Annotated in this window: 12 protein-coding genes; 4 read left to right on the top strand and 8 right to left on the bottom strand. The window is 66.3% G+C overall.

Annotated elements, in window-relative coordinates:
* The first annotated feature begins 506 nt into the window (after positions 1-506).
* Positions 507-1715, top strand: coding sequence for an FkbM family methyltransferase (locus D180_RS01750; RefSeq protein WP_152239917.1), 1209 nt, complete (start codon positions 507-509; stop codon positions 1713-1715).
* A gap of 18 nt (positions 1716-1733) precedes the next feature.
* On the opposite strand, the gene D180_RS01745 is transcribed toward D180_RS01750, so the two are convergent.
* The 5 genes from D180_RS01745 to D180_RS01725 form a co-directional block, all read right to left on the bottom strand.
* A complete protein-coding gene (locus D180_RS01745) occupies positions 1734-3170 on the bottom strand; it encodes a coniferyl aldehyde dehydrogenase (protein ID WP_017911421.1) in 1437 nt (478 codons plus the stop codon).
* A 304-nt stretch (positions 3171-3474) separates the two neighbouring features.
* Complete coding sequence (gene yjjG / locus D180_RS01740; RefSeq protein WP_017908351.1) at positions 3475-4164, bottom strand: pyrimidine 5'-nucleotidase; 690 nt, start codon at positions 4162-4164, stop codon at positions 3475-3477.
* Positions 4165-4286: 122 nt separating this feature from the next.
* Entirely contained in the window at positions 4287-6017 is a 1731-nt protein-coding gene (locus D180_RS01735) for a cation acetate symporter (protein ID WP_017908352.1), read from the bottom strand.
* Positions 6014-6331 (bottom strand): DUF485 domain-containing protein, encoded by a 318-nt coding sequence (locus tag D180_RS01730; RefSeq protein WP_017911420.1) that lies wholly within the window; start codon positions 6329-6331, stop codon positions 6014-6016. The genes D180_RS01735 and D180_RS01730 overlap by 4 nt, the downstream gene beginning before the upstream one ends.
* A gap of 33 nt (positions 6332-6364) precedes the next feature.
* Positions 6365-7777 carry a DcaP family trimeric outer membrane transporter gene (locus D180_RS01725; protein WP_017911419.1) on the bottom strand — a complete coding sequence of 471 codons (1413 nt, stop codon included), beginning with the start codon at positions 7775-7777 and terminating at the stop codon, positions 6365-6367.
* Positions 7778-7992: 215 nt separating this feature from the next.
* Between D180_RS01725 and acs the strand changes: the two genes are divergently transcribed.
* From acs to mntP, 3 genes are all read left to right on the top strand, one after another.
* Complete coding sequence (gene acs / locus D180_RS01720; RefSeq protein WP_017911418.1) at positions 7993-9936, top strand: acetate--CoA ligase; 1944 nt, start codon at positions 7993-7995, stop codon at positions 9934-9936.
* Between the two features lie 144 nt (positions 9937-10080).
* Positions 10081-10746, top strand: coding sequence for a response regulator transcription factor (locus D180_RS01715; RefSeq protein WP_017911417.1), 666 nt, complete (start codon positions 10081-10083; stop codon positions 10744-10746).
* A gap of 622 nt (positions 10747-11368) precedes the next feature.
* Positions 11369-11944, top strand: coding sequence for a manganese efflux pump MntP (gene mntP / locus D180_RS01710; RefSeq protein ID WP_017908356.1), 576 nt, complete (start codon positions 11369-11371; stop codon positions 11942-11944).
* Positions 11945-12399: 455 nt separating this feature from the next.
* Here mntP and D180_RS23690 read toward each other — a convergent pair whose 3' ends face one another.
* From D180_RS23690 to D180_RS01700, 3 genes are all read right to left on the bottom strand, one after another.
* A complete protein-coding gene (locus D180_RS23690) occupies positions 12400-12879 on the bottom strand; it encodes a hypothetical protein (RefSeq protein WP_157835398.1) in 480 nt (159 codons plus the stop codon).
* Between the two features lie 134 nt (positions 12880-13013).
* Positions 13014-15725, bottom strand: a complete 2712-nt coding sequence (locus D180_RS01705; protein WP_017911415.1) for a TonB-dependent receptor — start codon at positions 15723-15725, stop codon at positions 13014-13016.
* Between the two features lie 322 nt (positions 15726-16047).
* On the bottom strand, positions 16048-17247 hold a 1200-nt coding region (locus D180_RS01700), incomplete at its 5' end, for a sulfotransferase (protein ID WP_017911414.1).

Below are 17247 nucleotides of genomic sequence, written 5' to 3'. Positions count from 1 at the left end.
CGCGCCCAGCCACTGTTGCAGGTGCGGCAGGCGCACGTTGAGCGAGTTGACGTTCCAGCTGGCGATTTTCAAGGGTGGTCCCGCTCCTCGGTCTTCATCACAATTATTTCAGGCCACGGCGCTTGGCGGCACTAGCGCATCTAGGACCTCGCAAACGCTAGCTGGCTCATAGTGGATTCTGGCATACCGCGCCCGATGGGTCCCCATTTGCGCTGAGAGCATCCTACAGATTCGACTACGCCGAGAAGTCTCTCCCCCCCGTTGCAATCTGCACAATCCGACGTCAATCTAGCAAACAATGTCCATGCGACAGCCCCGAGGCGGCTCGCAATGCGGCGGCCGGGGGGGCGCCGCGAATACTTCAGAACTGATGAAGCCGCCTAACGGCCGAGGCTGCATGTTCAGTGCTCTACCTCCGGCCCTCGGCATGCGACAACACCTGCCGATCTTGCCAATCCTGTTTGCTCACCCTCTGGACACCGAACCCAAAGCTGTTGAAGGAACGCATGCTTAAGACAATCAAGATTGACCAAGAAATCTATAAGGTTTCGTCAGACGACGACTATCTGACCAACATGGGCGATGAATTCGAACCGCATATGGTGCAACTGTTTCGCACCTTGGTTGAAGCGGATGATGTGGTTGCTGACATCGGCGCCAACATCGGCCTGACGGCGCTGTTGTTCTCAGGCCTGGCCAGGAAGACCTACGCGTTCGAACCCACCCCGTCCACCTATCGCATCCTAAGGGAGAACCTGGCTCGTAATCAGTGCGGAAACATTGAAGCGTTCAATTTCGGCCTCGGAATGAAGCAGGAGACGCTCGCGATCACCTTTGCCGCGACGAACCGCTCGGGTGGTTATGTCAGCGACAAGATCCGCCCCAAGGACGGACACGTCACTGAAGAGATCCGTATCGATCAACTGGATCACTTTTTCGCCACCAAGGACCCCTCGCCAAACTTTCTGAAGATCGACGTGGAGGGCTTCGAAATGAACGTCATTCGAGGTGGCTTGTCGTTTCTGGCGACGCGGCGACCGACAGTAGTGATGGAAATGAACCACTTCTGCCTCGACGTCCTGCAGAGAATCACCGTTCCCGACTTTCTTGATTTTATGCGTAACGTATTCCCGCATCTATATGCCGTGGATGCGGACAACCGCGAGATCGTCGATCTTCACTCGCCAGAGGACGCATATCGAGTGATGCACGAACACGTGGTCAAGCAGCGCTTCCCCAATATCGTCGGCGCCTTCGACCCGAGCGTCGGCGTCAAGCTGGAAGTTCTGGCGACAGAGGCCAAACGAACAGCCGAGCTTGTCAGCCGCAGGCGCGCTGCCCCCATCACCCAACCGACGGGCAGCATTGCACTCGTCGGCTCTATGCCGCAAATCGTCGCCTCCACAACCGTCGAGATCAAAGTGCAGGTTGTTAACGACGGTCCCGAGACTTGGTATAGCGAAGGCGATAACCCGGTGTTCCTTTGTTACCACTGGTGTACGGCGGAGAACGAAATGGTCGTTTATGACGGCATCCGCAGTCGGCTCGCCGATTCTTGCATTGTGCCAGGACGAATCTCCGAACACCTGATGCACATCGCTCCACCCAATGAAGAAGGTACTTATCGCCTTGTGCTCACCTTTGTGCAGGAAGGGGTGTGCTGGTTCGAGGAACGAGGCTTCACCCCGGCCAAGTTCGATGTGGAGGTGACGTGACGCGCTCGCACTGGCCGGTCAGCGCATCAGCAAATCCAGCAGCCAGGCGATCCGCGCATACGGCGGCTTCAGCAGGTCGCTGCCGGCGCGGCGCGACTGCCACAGGATCGGCAGCGCCTTGCTGAAGGCGTCGAAGCCGGCGCGGCCGTGGTAGGCGCCCATGCCGCTGGGGCCGATGCCGCCGAACGGCAGCGCGTTGGCGGCGAAATGCAGCAGGCTGTCGTTGACGGTGACCCCGCCGGCGATGGTGGCATGCAGGATCGTCTCGATGCGCGCGCGGTCATGGCTGAAGGGATACAGCGCCAGCGGCCGGTCGCGGCTGTTGATCTCGGCGATGGCCGCGTCCAGGGAGCGGTAGCTGCGCACCGGCAGGATCGGGCCGAAGATCTCCTCCTGCATCAGCAGCGCGTCGTCGCCCGGCTGCAGCACCAGCGTGGGCACGATCAGCCGCTCGCGCTCGGCGCGCTCGCGCGCCACCGTGGCCAGTTCGATGACCTCCAGGCCGCGCGCGCGGGCATCGTCCAGGTAGCCGCGCAGGCGCCGGTACTGACCCTCGTTGACGATGCGGGTGTAGTCCTCGGCGCTGGCGAAATCGCCGTAGCGCGCCAGCACCTGCGCACGCAGCGCCTGCACCAGCGCCGCCTCGCGGCCTGCGTCGATCAGCACGTAGTCCGGGGCGATGCAGGTCTGCCCGGCGTTGAACCACTTGCCGGTGGCCAGGCGCGCGGCGGCCTGTTCCAGCGGGTAGTCGGCGCAGACGATGGCCGGCGACTTGCCGCCCAGTTCCAGGGTCAGCGGGGTCAGATTGGGGGCGGCGGCGGCCATCACCTTGCGGCCGACCGCGGTGGAACCGGTGAACACCAGGTGATCCAGCGGCAGCGCGGCGAAGGCGGACGCCACCTCGGCACCGCCCAGCGCCACCGCCACCCGCTGCGGCGGGAACACCTCGGCCAGCAGCGACTGCAGGAACTGCGCGCTGCGCGGGGTGTGCTCGGAGGGTTTCAGGTAGACGTGGTTGCCGGCGGCGATGGCGGTGGCCAGCGGGATCAGCGCCAGGTTGACCGGGTAGTTCCACGGCGCGATCACCCCGACCACGCCAACCGGCACCGGCCGCACTTCCGCACGCGCCGGCCACAGCCGCCAGCCGGCGCCGACCCGCTGCGGGCGCATCCAGCGCTTCAGATGACGCAGCAGATGATCGATCTCGCCAAGCACGGTCATGCCGTCGGCGATCAGCGATTCGTGGCGCGAGCGGTGGCCGAAATCGGCAGCGATGGCATCGGCCATCTCCGGCAACCGACGCTTCAGCGCCGCGCGCAGCCGCAACAGGTCCTCGCGGCGCTGCGCCCGCTCCGGCTTGGCCGCCTGCCAGGCCGCGCGCAGGCGCTGCAGGGTGACTGGCAAGGCGGCCAGTGGCGTGTCGGTGGAAGCGGCATCGGCAACGGAGGTCGGCATGGGCGCACTATACGACGGCGGTTGCGGCTGTCGTGCGTGCCCATGTGGATGGGCAGCATGCCGCCGCGATCTCGGATCCGACAGTCGGTCGCGTCGGGACTGAAGTCCCTCCCACAAGAGAGCAGCAGCGACCGGGCGAGATGATGCGGCATCCGGTCTCGGGACCGGCAACCCCCACCCTTCCGGGGTCGGGACTGAAGTCCCTCCCACGAGGGGCGCGCCGGCATCGCCGCGAACTGGAGTTTCCACCTGTGGGCGGGACTTCAGTCCCGACCCGATGGCGCCAGGCACGCGAGCAGATGTGCTACAGCGCCGCCGGCTCTTCCAGCAACCATGCCTGCAATTGCGCCAGCGAGGCGACCTGGTGGTGCGGCACGATGCCCTCCGGCGCGGCGGCGCCGTGCGCATTGAACCAACAGGTGTGCAGGCCCGCGGCCAGGCCGCCGGCGATGTCCGCCTGCGGGTTGTCGCCGACCATCAGCACCTGCGCCGGCGGTGGGTCGCCGAGCTGCGCCAGCGCGTGCGCGAAGATCCCCGGGTGCGGCTTGGCCACGCCCACCACCTCGGAAATGGCGATGACTTCGAAGCGGTCGTGCAGCCCGGTACGCTGCAGGCGCGCGTTCTGCAGCGCGCCGAAGCCGTTGGTGACCAGGCCCAGGCGCGCGCGCCCACGCAAGGCGTCGAGCAGGTCCACCGCTCCGTCCAGCGGCGCACACAGCTCGGCCATCGCCGCCAGGAACGCCGTGTTCAAGGTCTCCGGCGCGGTCTGCAGGCGCTGCGCCCAGTCGGCGAAACGGCGCTGCTGCAATTGCAGCGCGGTGATCGCGCCGTTCTGGTACTGCACCCACAGCGGCCGGTTGCACGCCGTGTACTCGGCGAACTCGGCTTCGCCGAACTGCACGCCGTAGCCGGCGAACATGCGCTGCAGGCCGGCGAAGGCATCGAAGTGAAACAGGGTGTCGTCAGCGTCGAACAGGATCCAGCGGTAGCGCATGCGTTGACACGACGAAGGCAGCGGGCGCTCATGGTAACGCCGCCTCACCGCACAGACGACGACGCCGGCCCGAAGGCCGGCGGCGCGTGCGGCGTTGGCCGCGTCCTGTTAGGCGCGCGCGCTCAGTGGCCCGACCCGCGCGAGGCGCCCAGCCCGGTCTCGGCGCGGATCTGCTGCGCCTTGAACGCGGCGCGTTCCTTGCCGGCCTGCGCGCTGCGGTCCAGCACCGAGAACAGCCAGATGCCGACGAAGCCGATGGTGACCGAGAACAGCGCCGGCGAGGTGTACGGGAACGGCGCCGAACCGGTCGGGTTGCCCAGCGTGTCCACCCACACCGACGGCGACAGCACCGTCAGCACCAGCGAGGAGATCAGGCCCAGGAAACCGCCGATCACCGCACCGCGGGTGGTGCAGTTCTTCCACAGCAACGACAGGATCAGCACCGGGAAGTTGGCCGAGGCGGCGATGGCGAAGGCCAGCGACACCATGAAAGCCACGTTCTGCTTCTCGAACACGATGCCGAGCAGCACCGCGATCACGCCCAGTGCGATGGTGGTGACGCGCGACACCTTCAGCTCCGAGCCCGGGGCGGGATTGCCCTTCTTGATCACCGTGGCGTACAGGTCGTGGGACACCGCCGAGGCGCCGGACAGGGTCAGGCCGGCGACCACCGCCAGGATGGTGGCGAAGGCCACCGCGGAGATGAAGCCCATGAACACGTTGCCGCCCACCGCGTTGCCGACCAGCACCGCCGCCATGTTGGCCGCACCCTTGCCGCCGTGGATGGTGCCGGTGGCGACGTCGGCGAACTGGGGGTTGGTCAACACCAGGGCGATGGCGCCGAAGCCGATGATGAAGATCAGGATGTAGAAGTAGCCGATCCAGGTGGTGGCCCACAGCACCGACTTGCGCGCCTGCTTGGCGTCGGGGACGGTGAAGAAGCGCATCAGGATGTGCGGCAGACCGGCGGTGCCGAACATCAGCGCCATGCCGAAGGAGATCGCCGAGATCGGATCCTTGACGAAGCCGCCCGGGCCCATGATCGACAGGCCGGCAGTGGCCGCCTCTTCCGGCGAGGCGCCGCCGTTGGCCGCCACCGCGGTCTTCACCCGTACGCCCTCGGCGAACAGCGCCTCGAAGCTGAAGTTGAAGTGCCACATGATCGCCACGGCCATGAAGGTCACGCCGGTCAGCAGCAGTACCGCCTTGATGATCTGCACCCAGGTGGTGGCGGTCATGCCGCCGAACAGCACGTAGACCATCATCAGCACGCCGACCAGACTCACCGCCACCCAGTAGTCCAGGCCGAACAGCAGCTTGATCAGCGCGCCGGCGCCGACCATTTGCGCGATCAGGTAGAACAGCACCACCACCAGCGTGCCGGAGGCGGCGAAGCTGCGGATCGCGGTCGGTGCGAAGCGGTAGCCGGCCACGTCGGCGAAGGTGTACTTGCCGAGGTTGCGCAGGCGCTCGGCCATCAGGAAGGTCAGGATCGGCCAGCCGACCAGGAAGCCGATGGCGTAGATCAGGCCGTCGTAGCCGTTGGTCATCACCGCCGCGGTGATGCCCAGGAACGAGGCCGCCGACATGTAGTCGCCGGCGATCGCCAGGCCGTTCTGGAAGCCGGTGATGCCGCCGCCGGCGGTGTAGAAGTCCGACGCCGAGCGGGTCTTCTTCGCCGCCCACTTGGTGATCCACAGCGTGCCGGCGACGAAGAAGGCGAACATGCCGATCGCCACCCAGTTGGTCGGCTGCTTGTCGGTCTGGCCGACATCGCCGCCGGCGGCCAGGGCCACGCCGGCCGGCAGCAGCGCGGCCAGCAGCAGCAGAAGGAAGCGCAGGTGCTTGCTCATTGGCGGGCGTCCTCGAGGATGTCGGCGGTCAGCTGGTCGTACACGGTGTTGGCGCGACGCACGTAGATCGCGGTGATGGCGATGGTGAAGACCATCACCCCGATCGCGATCGGGATGCCGATGGTGGTGACGCCGCTGCCCATCGGCTGGGCCAGGAAGGCCTTGTCGAAGGCGATCAGGCCGATGAAGCCGAAATAGGCCAGCAACATCAGGACGGTCAGCGTCCAGCCCAGCGCGTTGCGCTGGCGCTTGAGCGCGTGGTACTTCGGATTGGCGTCGATCTTGGCGATCAGCGCGTCGTTGGAGAGGGTCATGTGGTGCCTCCGGGGTAGTGACCGCAGCGCGGATCAGAAGCTGTACTTGGTGGTGAACTGCAGGCGGGTGATGTCGCCCTTGGCGCCGCTTTCGATCTCGCGCTTGCCGTACATCAGCTCGGCGCCGATATCGACCTTGGGCAACGGCGAGTAGAAGACGTTGCCGCGGATGCTCTGCACGCTTTTGGTCACGGCCAGGCCGGTGCGCGCGGTGTCGTTGTCGTAGTCGCTGCGCGCGTAGATCAGGTTGGTGCGCAGCTTGGGCGAGAATGCGTGGCGCCAGCCGACGTAGCCGGCGACCACCCCGACCGTGTCCAGGTCGCGGTCGGCGGCGTCGTACACCGCGTTCTGGGCGATGCCCAGGCCGATGTAGCGGCCGATGCCTTCGCCGCCGGTGAGCTGGTAGAACAGGCTGTCGCTGTCGCTGGCCACCCACTTGCCGCCCAGGGTCAGGCCGCCGGAGGCCTTGCTGGCATCGGCGCCGGTGGCGCGGTTGTCGACCTTCTGCTGGCCGACCACGCCGGCCACGCCGAAGCTGCCCCAGTCGCCCTTCCAGCCGTAGCGCACGGTCAGGTCCGGCAGCGCGCCGCGGTCGGAACTGGCGGTGCTGACCACGCCGGCCACGCTGCGCGTGTACAGGGTGGTTTCCGGATTCTCCAGGGCGATGCTGAAGCCGCCGTTGGTGTAGCGCAGCTGCGCCTGGCGCACGAACACCACGCCGTCGGTGGGGCCGATGAAGTCGGCCGCTTCCGGCAGCGCCGCCGGATCCATGAAGTTGGACCAGGTCTGGCCGGCCAGCCAGTGGTTCCAGTACATGTAGGCGTGGCGCAGGGTGGCGCCGTAGGTGTTGGTGGCGGTCTGGGTGCCCAATGCATTGCCGAAGAAATCCAGTTCCACCAGCGCACCGGCCTTGTTGCCGCCTTCGGTGACGCTGTCCACGCCGAAGTTGATCCGCGAGAACTTGGCGTGGGCGTTGTAGTCGGTGCCGGACTTGGCCCCGCCCACCGGGGTCTGCCCGGGCAGGTACAGCGCGCGGCCGGTGGCGTCGTCGGCGAGCTGGCCGTCGCCGGTGCGGGTGGCCAGGAAGTCGGCCTTGATGAAGCCGCCGACCTTGAAGGTGGTGCCGGGCGTGGCCCCCGGGGTGATGGTGGTCACCTGGATCGGCGCCTTGCCGGCCGGCGGTGCCGGGGGTGGCGGCGGCGGCGCGGCCTGGGTCGAGCGGACCGCGGCGACCTCGGTCTGAGTCTGCGCGATCTGTCCCTGCTGCTGTTGCTGCGCCGACAGCAGTTGCTGCACCTGCCGTTCCAGTTCGGCCACGCGGGTCTCCAGCGCCTGTTCGCGCGCCGAGGGTTTGCCTTGGGCGAAGGCCGCGCCGGGCGCGACCAGGGCCACCAACAGCGCGGCCGCCAACGGGCGACGCGCCAGGGATGCGATGCGGTTGCTCATTACTCCCTCCCGAATAATGGATGGCCACACGCATGCGCACGGCCGTAGCCCAGCGTGCGCGACCGCACCGGCCGCGCCTATTGGCCATTAGTCGAACGTCGGCTGAGTTACGACCATCGTCTAAGACCCGGCGCGTGTGCGCTTAACGCCGGATGCGGCACACTGCGCGTTGACGCGCCGCCGCATGCGGCGCCCCGTTCAATGCAGAGGGAACCATGGCCGATCTCTATCCCGTCGATCCGCAGTTCGCCGCCCGTGCGCGGGTCGACAAGACCCAGTACCAGACCCAGTACAAGGAATCGGTGGAACAGCCGGAGGCGTTCTGGGGCAAGGTGGCCGAGCGCCTGGACTGGTTCAAGAAGCCGACCCGGATCAAGGACGTCAGCTTCGCCCTGGACGACTTCCATATCCGCTGGTTCGACGACGGCGAACTCAACGCCAGCGTCAACTGCCTGGACCGGCAACTGGCCACCCGCGGCGACAAGACCGCGCTGCTGTTCGAGCCGGACAGCCCGGACGCGCCGTCCTACCGCGTTACCTATCGCGAGCTGTACGAGCGCGTGTGCCGGCTCGGCAACGCGCTGCGCGCGCTGGGCGTGCGCAAGGGCGACCGCGTCACCATCTACCTGCCGATGATCCCCGATGCCGCGGTGGCGATGCTGGCCTGCGCGCGCATCGGCGCGATCCACTCGGTGGTGTTCGGCGGCTTCGCGCCCAACTCGATCGCCGACCGGGTGATCGACTGCGGCAGCAAGCTGATCATCACCGCCGACGAAGGCCTGCGCGGCGGCAAGAAGATCCCGCTCAAGGCGAACGTGGACGCGGCGCTGAAGCTGCCGGGCACCACCAGCGTGGAGACCGTGCTGGTGGTGCGCCACACCGGCGGCGCGGTGGACATGCAGGCCCCGCGCGACCGCTGGTTCCACGACGTGGTCGATAGCCAGCCGGCCGAGTGCGAACCCGAGCGCATGAACGCCGAGGATCCCCTGTTCATCCTCTATACCTCCGGCTCCACCGGCAAGCCCAAGGGCGTACTGCACACCACCGCCGGCTACCTGCTGTACGCGGCCTACACCCACGAGACCGTGTTCGACCTGCGCGAGGACGACATCTACTGGTGCACCGCCGACGTGGGCTGGGTCACCGGCCACAGCTACATCGTCTACGGGCCGCTGGCCAACGGCGCCACCGCGCTCATGTTCGAAGGCGTGCCCAACTACCCGAGCGTGTCGCGCTTCTGGGAAGTCATCGACAAGCACCAGGTGACGATCTTCTACACCGCCCCGACCGCGATCCGCGCGCTGATGCGCGAGGGCGAGGCGCCGGTGAAGAAGACCTCGCGCACGAGCCTGCGCCTGCTCGGCAGCGTCGGCGAGCCGATCAATCCCGAAGCCTGGCGCTGGTACTTTGATGTGGTCGGCGACGGCCGCTGCCCGATCGTGGACACCTGGTGGCAGACCGAGACCGGCGGCATCCTGATCACCCCGCTGGCCGGCGCCATCGACCTCAAGCCCGGCTCGGCGACGCTGCCGTTCTTCGGCGTGCAGCCGGCGCTGGTCAGCGCCGATGGCGAGATCCTGGAAGGCGCCACCGAGGGCAACCTGGTGCTGCGCGATTCCTGGCCGGGGCAGATGCGCACCGTCTATGGCGACCACCAGCGCTTCATCGACACCTATTTCCGCACCTACCCGGGCAGCTATTTCACCGGCGACGGCTGCCGCCGCGATGCCGACGGCTACTACTGGATCACCGGCCGCGTCGACGACGTCATCAACGTCTCCGGCCACCGCATCGGCACCGCCGAAGTGGAGAGCGCGCTGGTTTCCCACCCCAAGGTCGCCGAAGCGGCGGTGGTCGGCTTCCCGCACGACATCAAGGGCCAGGGCATCTACGCCTACGTGACCCTGGTCGCCGAGGAGCAGCCGAGCGAGGCCCTGCACAAGGAACTGGTGGCCTGGGTGCGCAAGGAGATCGGCCCAATCGCCGCTCCGGACCACCTGCAGTGGGCGCCCGGCCTGCCCAAGACCCGCTCGGGCAAGATCATGCGCCGCATCCTGCGCAAGATCGCCGAGAACGCCCCCGACCAGCTCGGCGACACCTCGACCCTGGCCGATCCGTCGGTGGTGGATTCGTTGGTGAACGAACGACTCACGCGCTGACGCGCTACGCGCGTCGGGAATGGGGAGTCGAGAATGGGGAATGGGAAAAGCCGTTCCCCGGTCGCTTCGAGATCTTAGGCACCCGACACTCCGCTTTTGCCGTTCCCATTCCCCATTCCCGTTTCCCCATTCCCGGCCTCACCCATGCCCACCCTGCTGATCGCCGACGACCATCCCCTGTTCCGCGAGGCGCTGCGTGGGGCGGTGCAGCGGGTGATGCCCGGGGTGCAGTTGTACGAGGCCGACAGCGTCGAGGCGTTGTACGCGCTGGCCGATCGCCATGCCGATGCCGATCTGCTGCTGATGGATCTCAACATGCCCGGTGCGCAAGGCTTCAGCGCGCTGGTGCACATGCGCGCGCTGCATCCGCAGTTGCCGGTGGTGGTGGTGTCCGCGCGCGAGGAGCCGACGGTGATGCGGCGCGCGCTGGACCACGGCGCGTTCGGCTTCATTCCCAAGTCGGCAGACTCGGACACCATCGGCCTGGCCCTGGGCACGGTGCTGGACGGCGAGCACTGGGCGCCGCCGGAAGCGCACAACGTGCCGCCCATCGACCGCGCCGAACGCGAGGTCGGGCAGCGCCTGCGCGAACTGACGCCGCAGCAGTTCCGGGTGCTGCAGATGCTCGGCGCCGGCAGCCTCAACAAGCAGATCGCCTACGACCTGGGCGTGTCCGAGGCCACCATCAAGGCGCACGTCACCGCGATCCTGCGCAAGCTCGGCGTCACCAACCGCACCCAGGCGGTGCTGCTGGCCGGCAAGCTGGCCATCGACAGCGACGCCATCGTGCTGCCGCCGGAAGAGGACTGAGCCGCGGCGACGCCTGGCGAAGGCGCAAGCGGTGCGGATGCGGCGCGTGCGCGCACGTTGGCCTTGCGCACGCGGCACGCTGGGCGCCTCCTTGTGGGAGGGACTTCAGTCCCGACGCACTGACCATTGACCGCCAGTCGCTCCCTTCGGCGCGGCGCAAGCTGGCCCACACAGCGGCGATGCATAGGTTGCTGCATGCGGGAACTGAGGACACGTCCGTGGCGCTGCCCTGAAGTGGCGCACACATTCGCACCTCGCGCTCTATGGCTGAGTGCCACAGCGAGAGCCACATGCGCAGGGAGTGGGCATCCTCGACCTATCACGCACACACGCGTGCCGTACCGCCGCAGAGCCACCGTCGATATAGCCGCAGCTATCAAGATAAGCTGCAGGTTCGCGTGCGTTCCAGGGATGTTCGCCGCAGTTGGGCGCTGTTAGACTGCGCGTCCCCTTGGGGAGTAGCCTGCTGTCCGCCCTGCGCGGACAGCGCCCGTATCAACAGACTCGGCCGATGCGCCGTGGTACGGGCAGCCAGTTCGGTTGGCGAGACCAGCGGCGAGTGCGCAAGGCGAAGGCCGGGCGCGCGCGCTCGTCGTTGTCGCCTGTCCCGGTACGGTCCCCCATGTCGTTTCTTTCGATTCTCCTGCTCGGCATCGCCATGTCGACCGACGCGTTCGCCGCCGCCGTCGGCAAGGGCGCGGCGATGCAACGCCCACGCTGGGCCGACGCGCTGCGTGCCGGCCTGATCTTCGGCTGCATCGAGGCACTGACCCCGGCGCTGGGCTGGGTACTCGGCCAGGCCGCGTCCAAGTACGTGGTCGCCTTCGACCACTGGATCGCCTTCGGCCTGCTCGGCGCACTGGGCGTGCACATGATCGTCGCCGGCCTCAAGCCGGAGTCCGACACGCCCGAGGAGGCCGCGCCCAAGCGCCACGGCTTCTGGAACCTGGCCGCCACCGGCTTTGCCACCAGCATCGACGCGATGGCGGTCGGCGTCGGCCTGGCCTTCCTCGACGTGAACATCGTCGAGGTCGCGGCGATCATCGGCCTGTGCACGCTGACCATGGTCACCCTGGGCATCATGCTCGGCCGCGCGCTCGGCGCGCTCGCCGGCAAGCGCGCGGAGATCGTCGGCGGCGCGCTGCTGATCGCGATCGGCAGCACCATCCTGTTCGAGCATCTGCACGGTGCGGGGTGATGGCGCGCTGCGTGCTCGTGCAGATATTGGGGATGCGCGGCGAGATGAAACGGCCATCCCACCGATGCGGCGCATGGATTAGGCCGGTTCGGTAGTGAATTCCAAGTAAGTGGACAGGATGTACTTGTCGCCGCTGCGCGACGACAGGCATGCCCAACAGCACAATTGCGGCAATGCTCGCCAGTGATCTGCCTAAGCTGCACAAAATCTAGTGCCGCCTTATAGACGTGGATAGTCATGCAAGTCGACGTAGTTCATGTGCACCGGCACGCCGACATCCCGGTAGTAGCACGGCGGCCGTATGGACACTTCGTGTCGCACGATCTGGCGCCACTCGCATGGGCGGGTGACACCAGATCCATTCAAAGCACTTGCCCGCACGGGAGGCTGAAAAGCTCTCTCTTTTTAGCTATGCGCCATCAGAGCGCCGGATAGCGTAAGGCAATCAATATTCATCAATTCTGCCGGAAGAACCCATAAATCGTTGTTACTCCACCAGAGTCGGCAAAACTCTCTACGAAATTGGCAAGGTCGCCTTTCAGTGAAGCCTCTTCCTGCGCCCTCGCAGGGAGCGCCCTGACATCTGAATCGCGCTCGACTCCTTCATCGATCAAATCATCGAAGGAGTTCACGGGAAGGTTTTTTACTGCGTAGTAATGATCGACCAGCATGTAACCACCAGGTGTCTGGTTATATTTCTCGATCTGGACTTGGTCGCCCACGCTGACTGGCCCCCAACCCTTGCTGCTTGCTGCGGATGCGTATGCACTAAGAGCGACTTTCACGTACCCAAGAGTAACATCAGTATTTTTTGCAATAGCGCAACTGGAACACTGAATAAATATATTATCGACCCTATCGGTTACGACCCCCGCACTTGCACCGAAGGATACGACAGACAGAAAAGCGCCCAGCAGACCATATACATTTTTCATAAGCTATATCCTTGCTGTTGAAATTGAAAAACTATTGGGAAACTTTTACACCTGCCAGAACAAAAGATGAAATTTAGAACTGGCGCCCTAAAAAGGACGCCAATGCCATTTCCTCTACAACAACCATCTACCTATCAAAACTTGTAAGTCGCCCGCATCCAGTAGTAGCGGCCGAGCGTGTCGTAGGTGCTCACGTCGGTGTTCGCGTTCAACACGTTGTTCTGGTACATCATCGGCGGCTGCTTGTTGGTCAGGTTGTCCACGCCCAGATCCAGGCGCAGGTTGGCCCCGGCCATGTCGTAGCCCACCTGCAGCGCGTGGTACATGTAGCTGCCGTAGTTCAGCACCACACCCTTGTCATGCCCGTCGGCGGACATGTTCTGGCTCAGGTCGCCGCTGCCGACCTGCATCTTGCCGACCCAGCGGGTGGTCCAGCTCGCATCCCAGTTGCCCAGCTTCCAGCCGAACAGCGCATGCGCGCGCCAATGCGCGTAGTTGCCATAGGACGAGTTGTAGCGCCCGGCCATGTGCACCACCGTGTCTCCGGTGTCGATGTCGTAGCGGTGCAGGTAGGTGCTGTCCACGGTCACGGTGAACTTGCCGTAGTCGGTAGCGGGCAGCGCGTAGCTCGCGCCGAGGTCGATGCCCTGGGTGTTGAGCTTGCCGATGTTGACCACCGGCGTCTGGATGTGGTCGATGTTGCCGGCGCTTGGGGTGCCGGCGGCGTAGCGGTGGAGGTAGCTGCAGTACGGGCTGTTGTCATCGTTGTAGCAGAGGTCGGCTACGGTCTGCGCGGAGATCGGCTGGATCAGGTCGTCGAGCTTGACCTTCCACCAGTCGAGGTTGACCGACAGGCCCGGTACGTACTCGGGGCTGTACACCAGGCCGTAGTCGAACGAGGTGCCCTTCTCCGGCTTGAGCTGGTAGCCCACGTAGGTGGCGCCGGACTTGATCGCGTTGGTCTGCGACAGGCCTGTGCCGCTCCAGCCGGCCGGCACACCGGCGCAGGCAGTGGCGTGGCCGCTGCCGCTGTAGCCGACGCAGGGGTCGATGAAGTTCGGCGCGTCGGCGGTCGGGCCCTGGTAGATGTCGGTGATGGTCGGCGCGCGGAACACCTGCGCCGCCGTGCCGCGCACCAGCAGGTCGTGGATCGGCCGCCACTCCACCTGGAACGAGGCGCTGTTATTGCCCGAGCGCACGCTGCTGTAGTCGGAGTAGCGGTCGCTCAGGGTCAGGTTGAGCGCGCCGATCGGCGAGGACTGCTCCAGCACCGGCATGAACAGCTGTGCATAGGCCTCCTTGACGTTGAAGCTGCCGCTCAGCGGAGAAGCACAGGCTTCGGAGGAAACCGCGCAAGTGTTGTCGCTGTTGATCAGCGCGTTGGCCGACACGCTGGAACTCAGGCTCTCCTTGCGGTACAGCGCACCGACTGCCAGCTGCGCGGCACCGGCCGGCATCTCCCACAGACTGCCGTTGGCGCTAGCTTCCCACTGCCGCATGATGGTGGTGGTTTCCTGGCGCGGAATCGATTCGTTGCTGTTCAGCCAGGCGACCGTGGCCGGGCTGCCCTGATCCAGGATGTTGACCTGCCCACTGTTGATCGCGTTCTGCAACGCGGCGTAATCGACGTAGCCGTGGCTCCAGTTGCGCTGGCGGTAGTGGCCGTAGTTGAAGTTGGCGTCCCACACCCAGCTACTGTCGCCGATGCCGCCCTTCAGGCCGATCACATCCTGATCGGTGGCCGTGTCGTAGAAGCCTTCGCGCTGGCCGAGCGAGGTGAAGCGCGTCTGATACTCGTAGCCGTTGGGGCCGAACTCCACGCCAAACGGGTTGTACGGATTGTTGGCGGCGACGGTGATGCCGTCGTTCTGCGCGTCGAGCGGCAGCGGCGCGATCGCGAAGTTGGACATGGTGTGGTTGTGGTAGGCGTTGACGTACGCCTGCATCGAGTCGGTGATGTTGAAGCTGCCGAGCACGAAGGCGCCGACGCGCTGCTGCGGGGTCAGCAGCAGGTTCTCCGCCTCGTAGTTGTACGAATCGGCCGAGGAGCTGTAGCACTTGTAGCCGCCGCTGCCGTTGCCGGTCAACGCGCCGTCGGGCTTGCAACCGTTGGCCGCCAGGGTCGCCGCCGGCAGCTTGTAGTAGCCGGTCGGGGTCCGTGCCGAACCGCCCTTGTAGACGCTGCCGCTGGACAGGTACATCGCGTACTTGGAGAACGCGCGGTTGGCGGTGGAGACTTCCTTCTGCTTGTTGTAGTCCAGGCCGACCACGACGTTGCCGCGGTCCCAGGTCTTGCCGAAGGTGAAGCTGCCGCCCTGGCGCTCGCCGTCGCCGCGGCTGGTCTGGCCGTAGTTGGCGGAGACTTCGCCGCCTTCGAAGTTCTTGCGCAAGATGAAGTTGACCACGCCGCCGATGGCGTCGGAGCCGTACATCGCCGAGGCGCCGACCTTCAGCACTTCGACATGGTCGATCATGTTGGCCGGGATCGAGTTGACGTCGTTGTTCTGAATGCGGTGGCCGTCGATCAGGATCAGCGTGCGCTCGTCGCCGAGGCCGCGCAGCGAGATGGTCGAAGCGCCATCGCCGCCGCCGTTGTTGACCTGCGGGTTGGTCGCGGCGCCGGCGATGCCGGGCAGCGCCTGCAGCAGATCGCCCAGGGTCTGCTTGCCGCTCTGCTGGATCTGCTGGCGATCGACCACGGCGACCGGGCTGGCGGTCTCCACATCCACGCGGCGCACCAGCGAACCGGTGACGGTGAGCTTGTCCAGGGTCACCGGCGCGTCGCCGGACGCGGACGCCGCCGGCGTGGCGCTCTGCGCATAGAGCGTGGCGGGAAGCGTCGCCATGGCCAGGCAAACGGCGTGAGCGAGTCTGTTCTTTGCTACGGACATCGGGAAGACCTCATGTGATGTGCGACAAGCGCCGGCTGCACGCAGGCGCGAACCATCCCGGGCGCGGAAACGCGCGGCGGGTGAAATGGATGCCTCGGGCCAGCGGTCCATTACAGGACCGTCAGGCACTTGTTAGTTTTTTATAAGAAGGGTGTTGTTTCGGTGTGCCAACGTGCGCCATCCCCTGACAAAAACACCGCTTCAAGCGCGGTACAGCGCACGCTGCGTTGTTGCTGTTCAACCGGCAGACGGGAACGGTTCAGACAACACGCAACGCTCAGTCGACGCGGTAGTCCCAGCGTCGCAGGAACGGCTGCAGCACCGGCAGTACCGGCGCGAAGGCGTCGCGATAGGCGTGCCAGCGGTCCAGGGCCTTGCGGTTGATGCCCTCCACCACCTGCGCGTAGCTGGGCGTGCTGATGAAGCCCTTGGCGCGCGCGTGGCGCTGGAAGTCCAGCAGCCGCTCCGGCTGCTGCAGCCGCAGGAACTGTCCCAGGCGCGCCACCTGCACCTGCGGATCGGCCACCAGGTCCTCGTAACGCAACTCCAGCGCGCGCGGCTGCAGCAAGGCGGCGTGGTAGAGCCAGAACTCCATCGCGTCGGCATAGCCGCGCGCCAGCCGCGGCAGGCTGGCACACAGCAGGGCGAAGGCCGGCGAGCGGAACGCCTGCATGTAGCAGCTCAGCAGCACGTCGCAGGGATGGCGCAGCGCCAGGATCACCGGCGCCTCCGGGAACAGGCGCCGGATCAGCGGCAGGCGCAGCAGGTTCAACGGGTTCTTGTCGACCAGGCGCTGGCCCGGCTGCAGCTGCACCACCCCGCGCACCGCCTGCCAGTACTCGGCGCGCAGCGCGTCACAGGCGGCATCGTCGAGCTCGCCCAGTCCGTCCGGCCAGGCCACGCCGCGCGCCTCCAGGCGGTCGGCCAGTCCCTGCAGGAACGGCCGCTCGTCCATCGCCACCAACTGCGGGTGGGCGTCGAGCATCTGTTCCAGCAAGGTGGTGCCCGAGCGCGGGAAGCCGACCACGAAGATCGGCGAGTCGGCCATGGCCGGCGCGGTCACCGGCCGCGCCGCGGCATGGCGTGCCGGATCCCAGCGGGCCTGCGCGACCGGCAATGGCGGTGCGTCCGCCGCCGCCAGCTCCGGCACCAGCGCGGCCAGGCCCTCGACCTGGCCGGCATGGCCCTGCGCGCAGGCATGCAGCGCTTCGTCGTGAAGGCCGAGGCGATCGCAGACCCGCGCCAGGGCGAAGAACAGGTTGCTCTGTTTGCGCCGGTCGACCGCACTGCCATCGGCCAACAGCCCGCGCAGCAGCGCATGCGCCTGCTGCCAGTGGCCCTCGCGCATGGCCAGCACCGCCAGCGCATTGCTGGCGTCCTGGCGCACGTCCGGGTCGTCGATGCGCTCCGGCGGCGGCAGCTGCGCGGCGGCCTCGCGCGCCTGCGGCAGGCGGTTGGCGCGCTCGAGCACCAGCAC

Origin of the sequence: Xanthomonas sp. SHU 166 (genome assembly GCF_000364685.1) — a bacterium.
Taxonomy (GTDB): Bacteria; Pseudomonadota; Gammaproteobacteria; order Xanthomonadales; family Xanthomonadaceae; genus Xanthomonas_A; species Xanthomonas_A sontii.
Note: the sequence above shows the minus strand (reverse complement) of the source record. Positions and strands in the feature narration are given on the sequence as shown.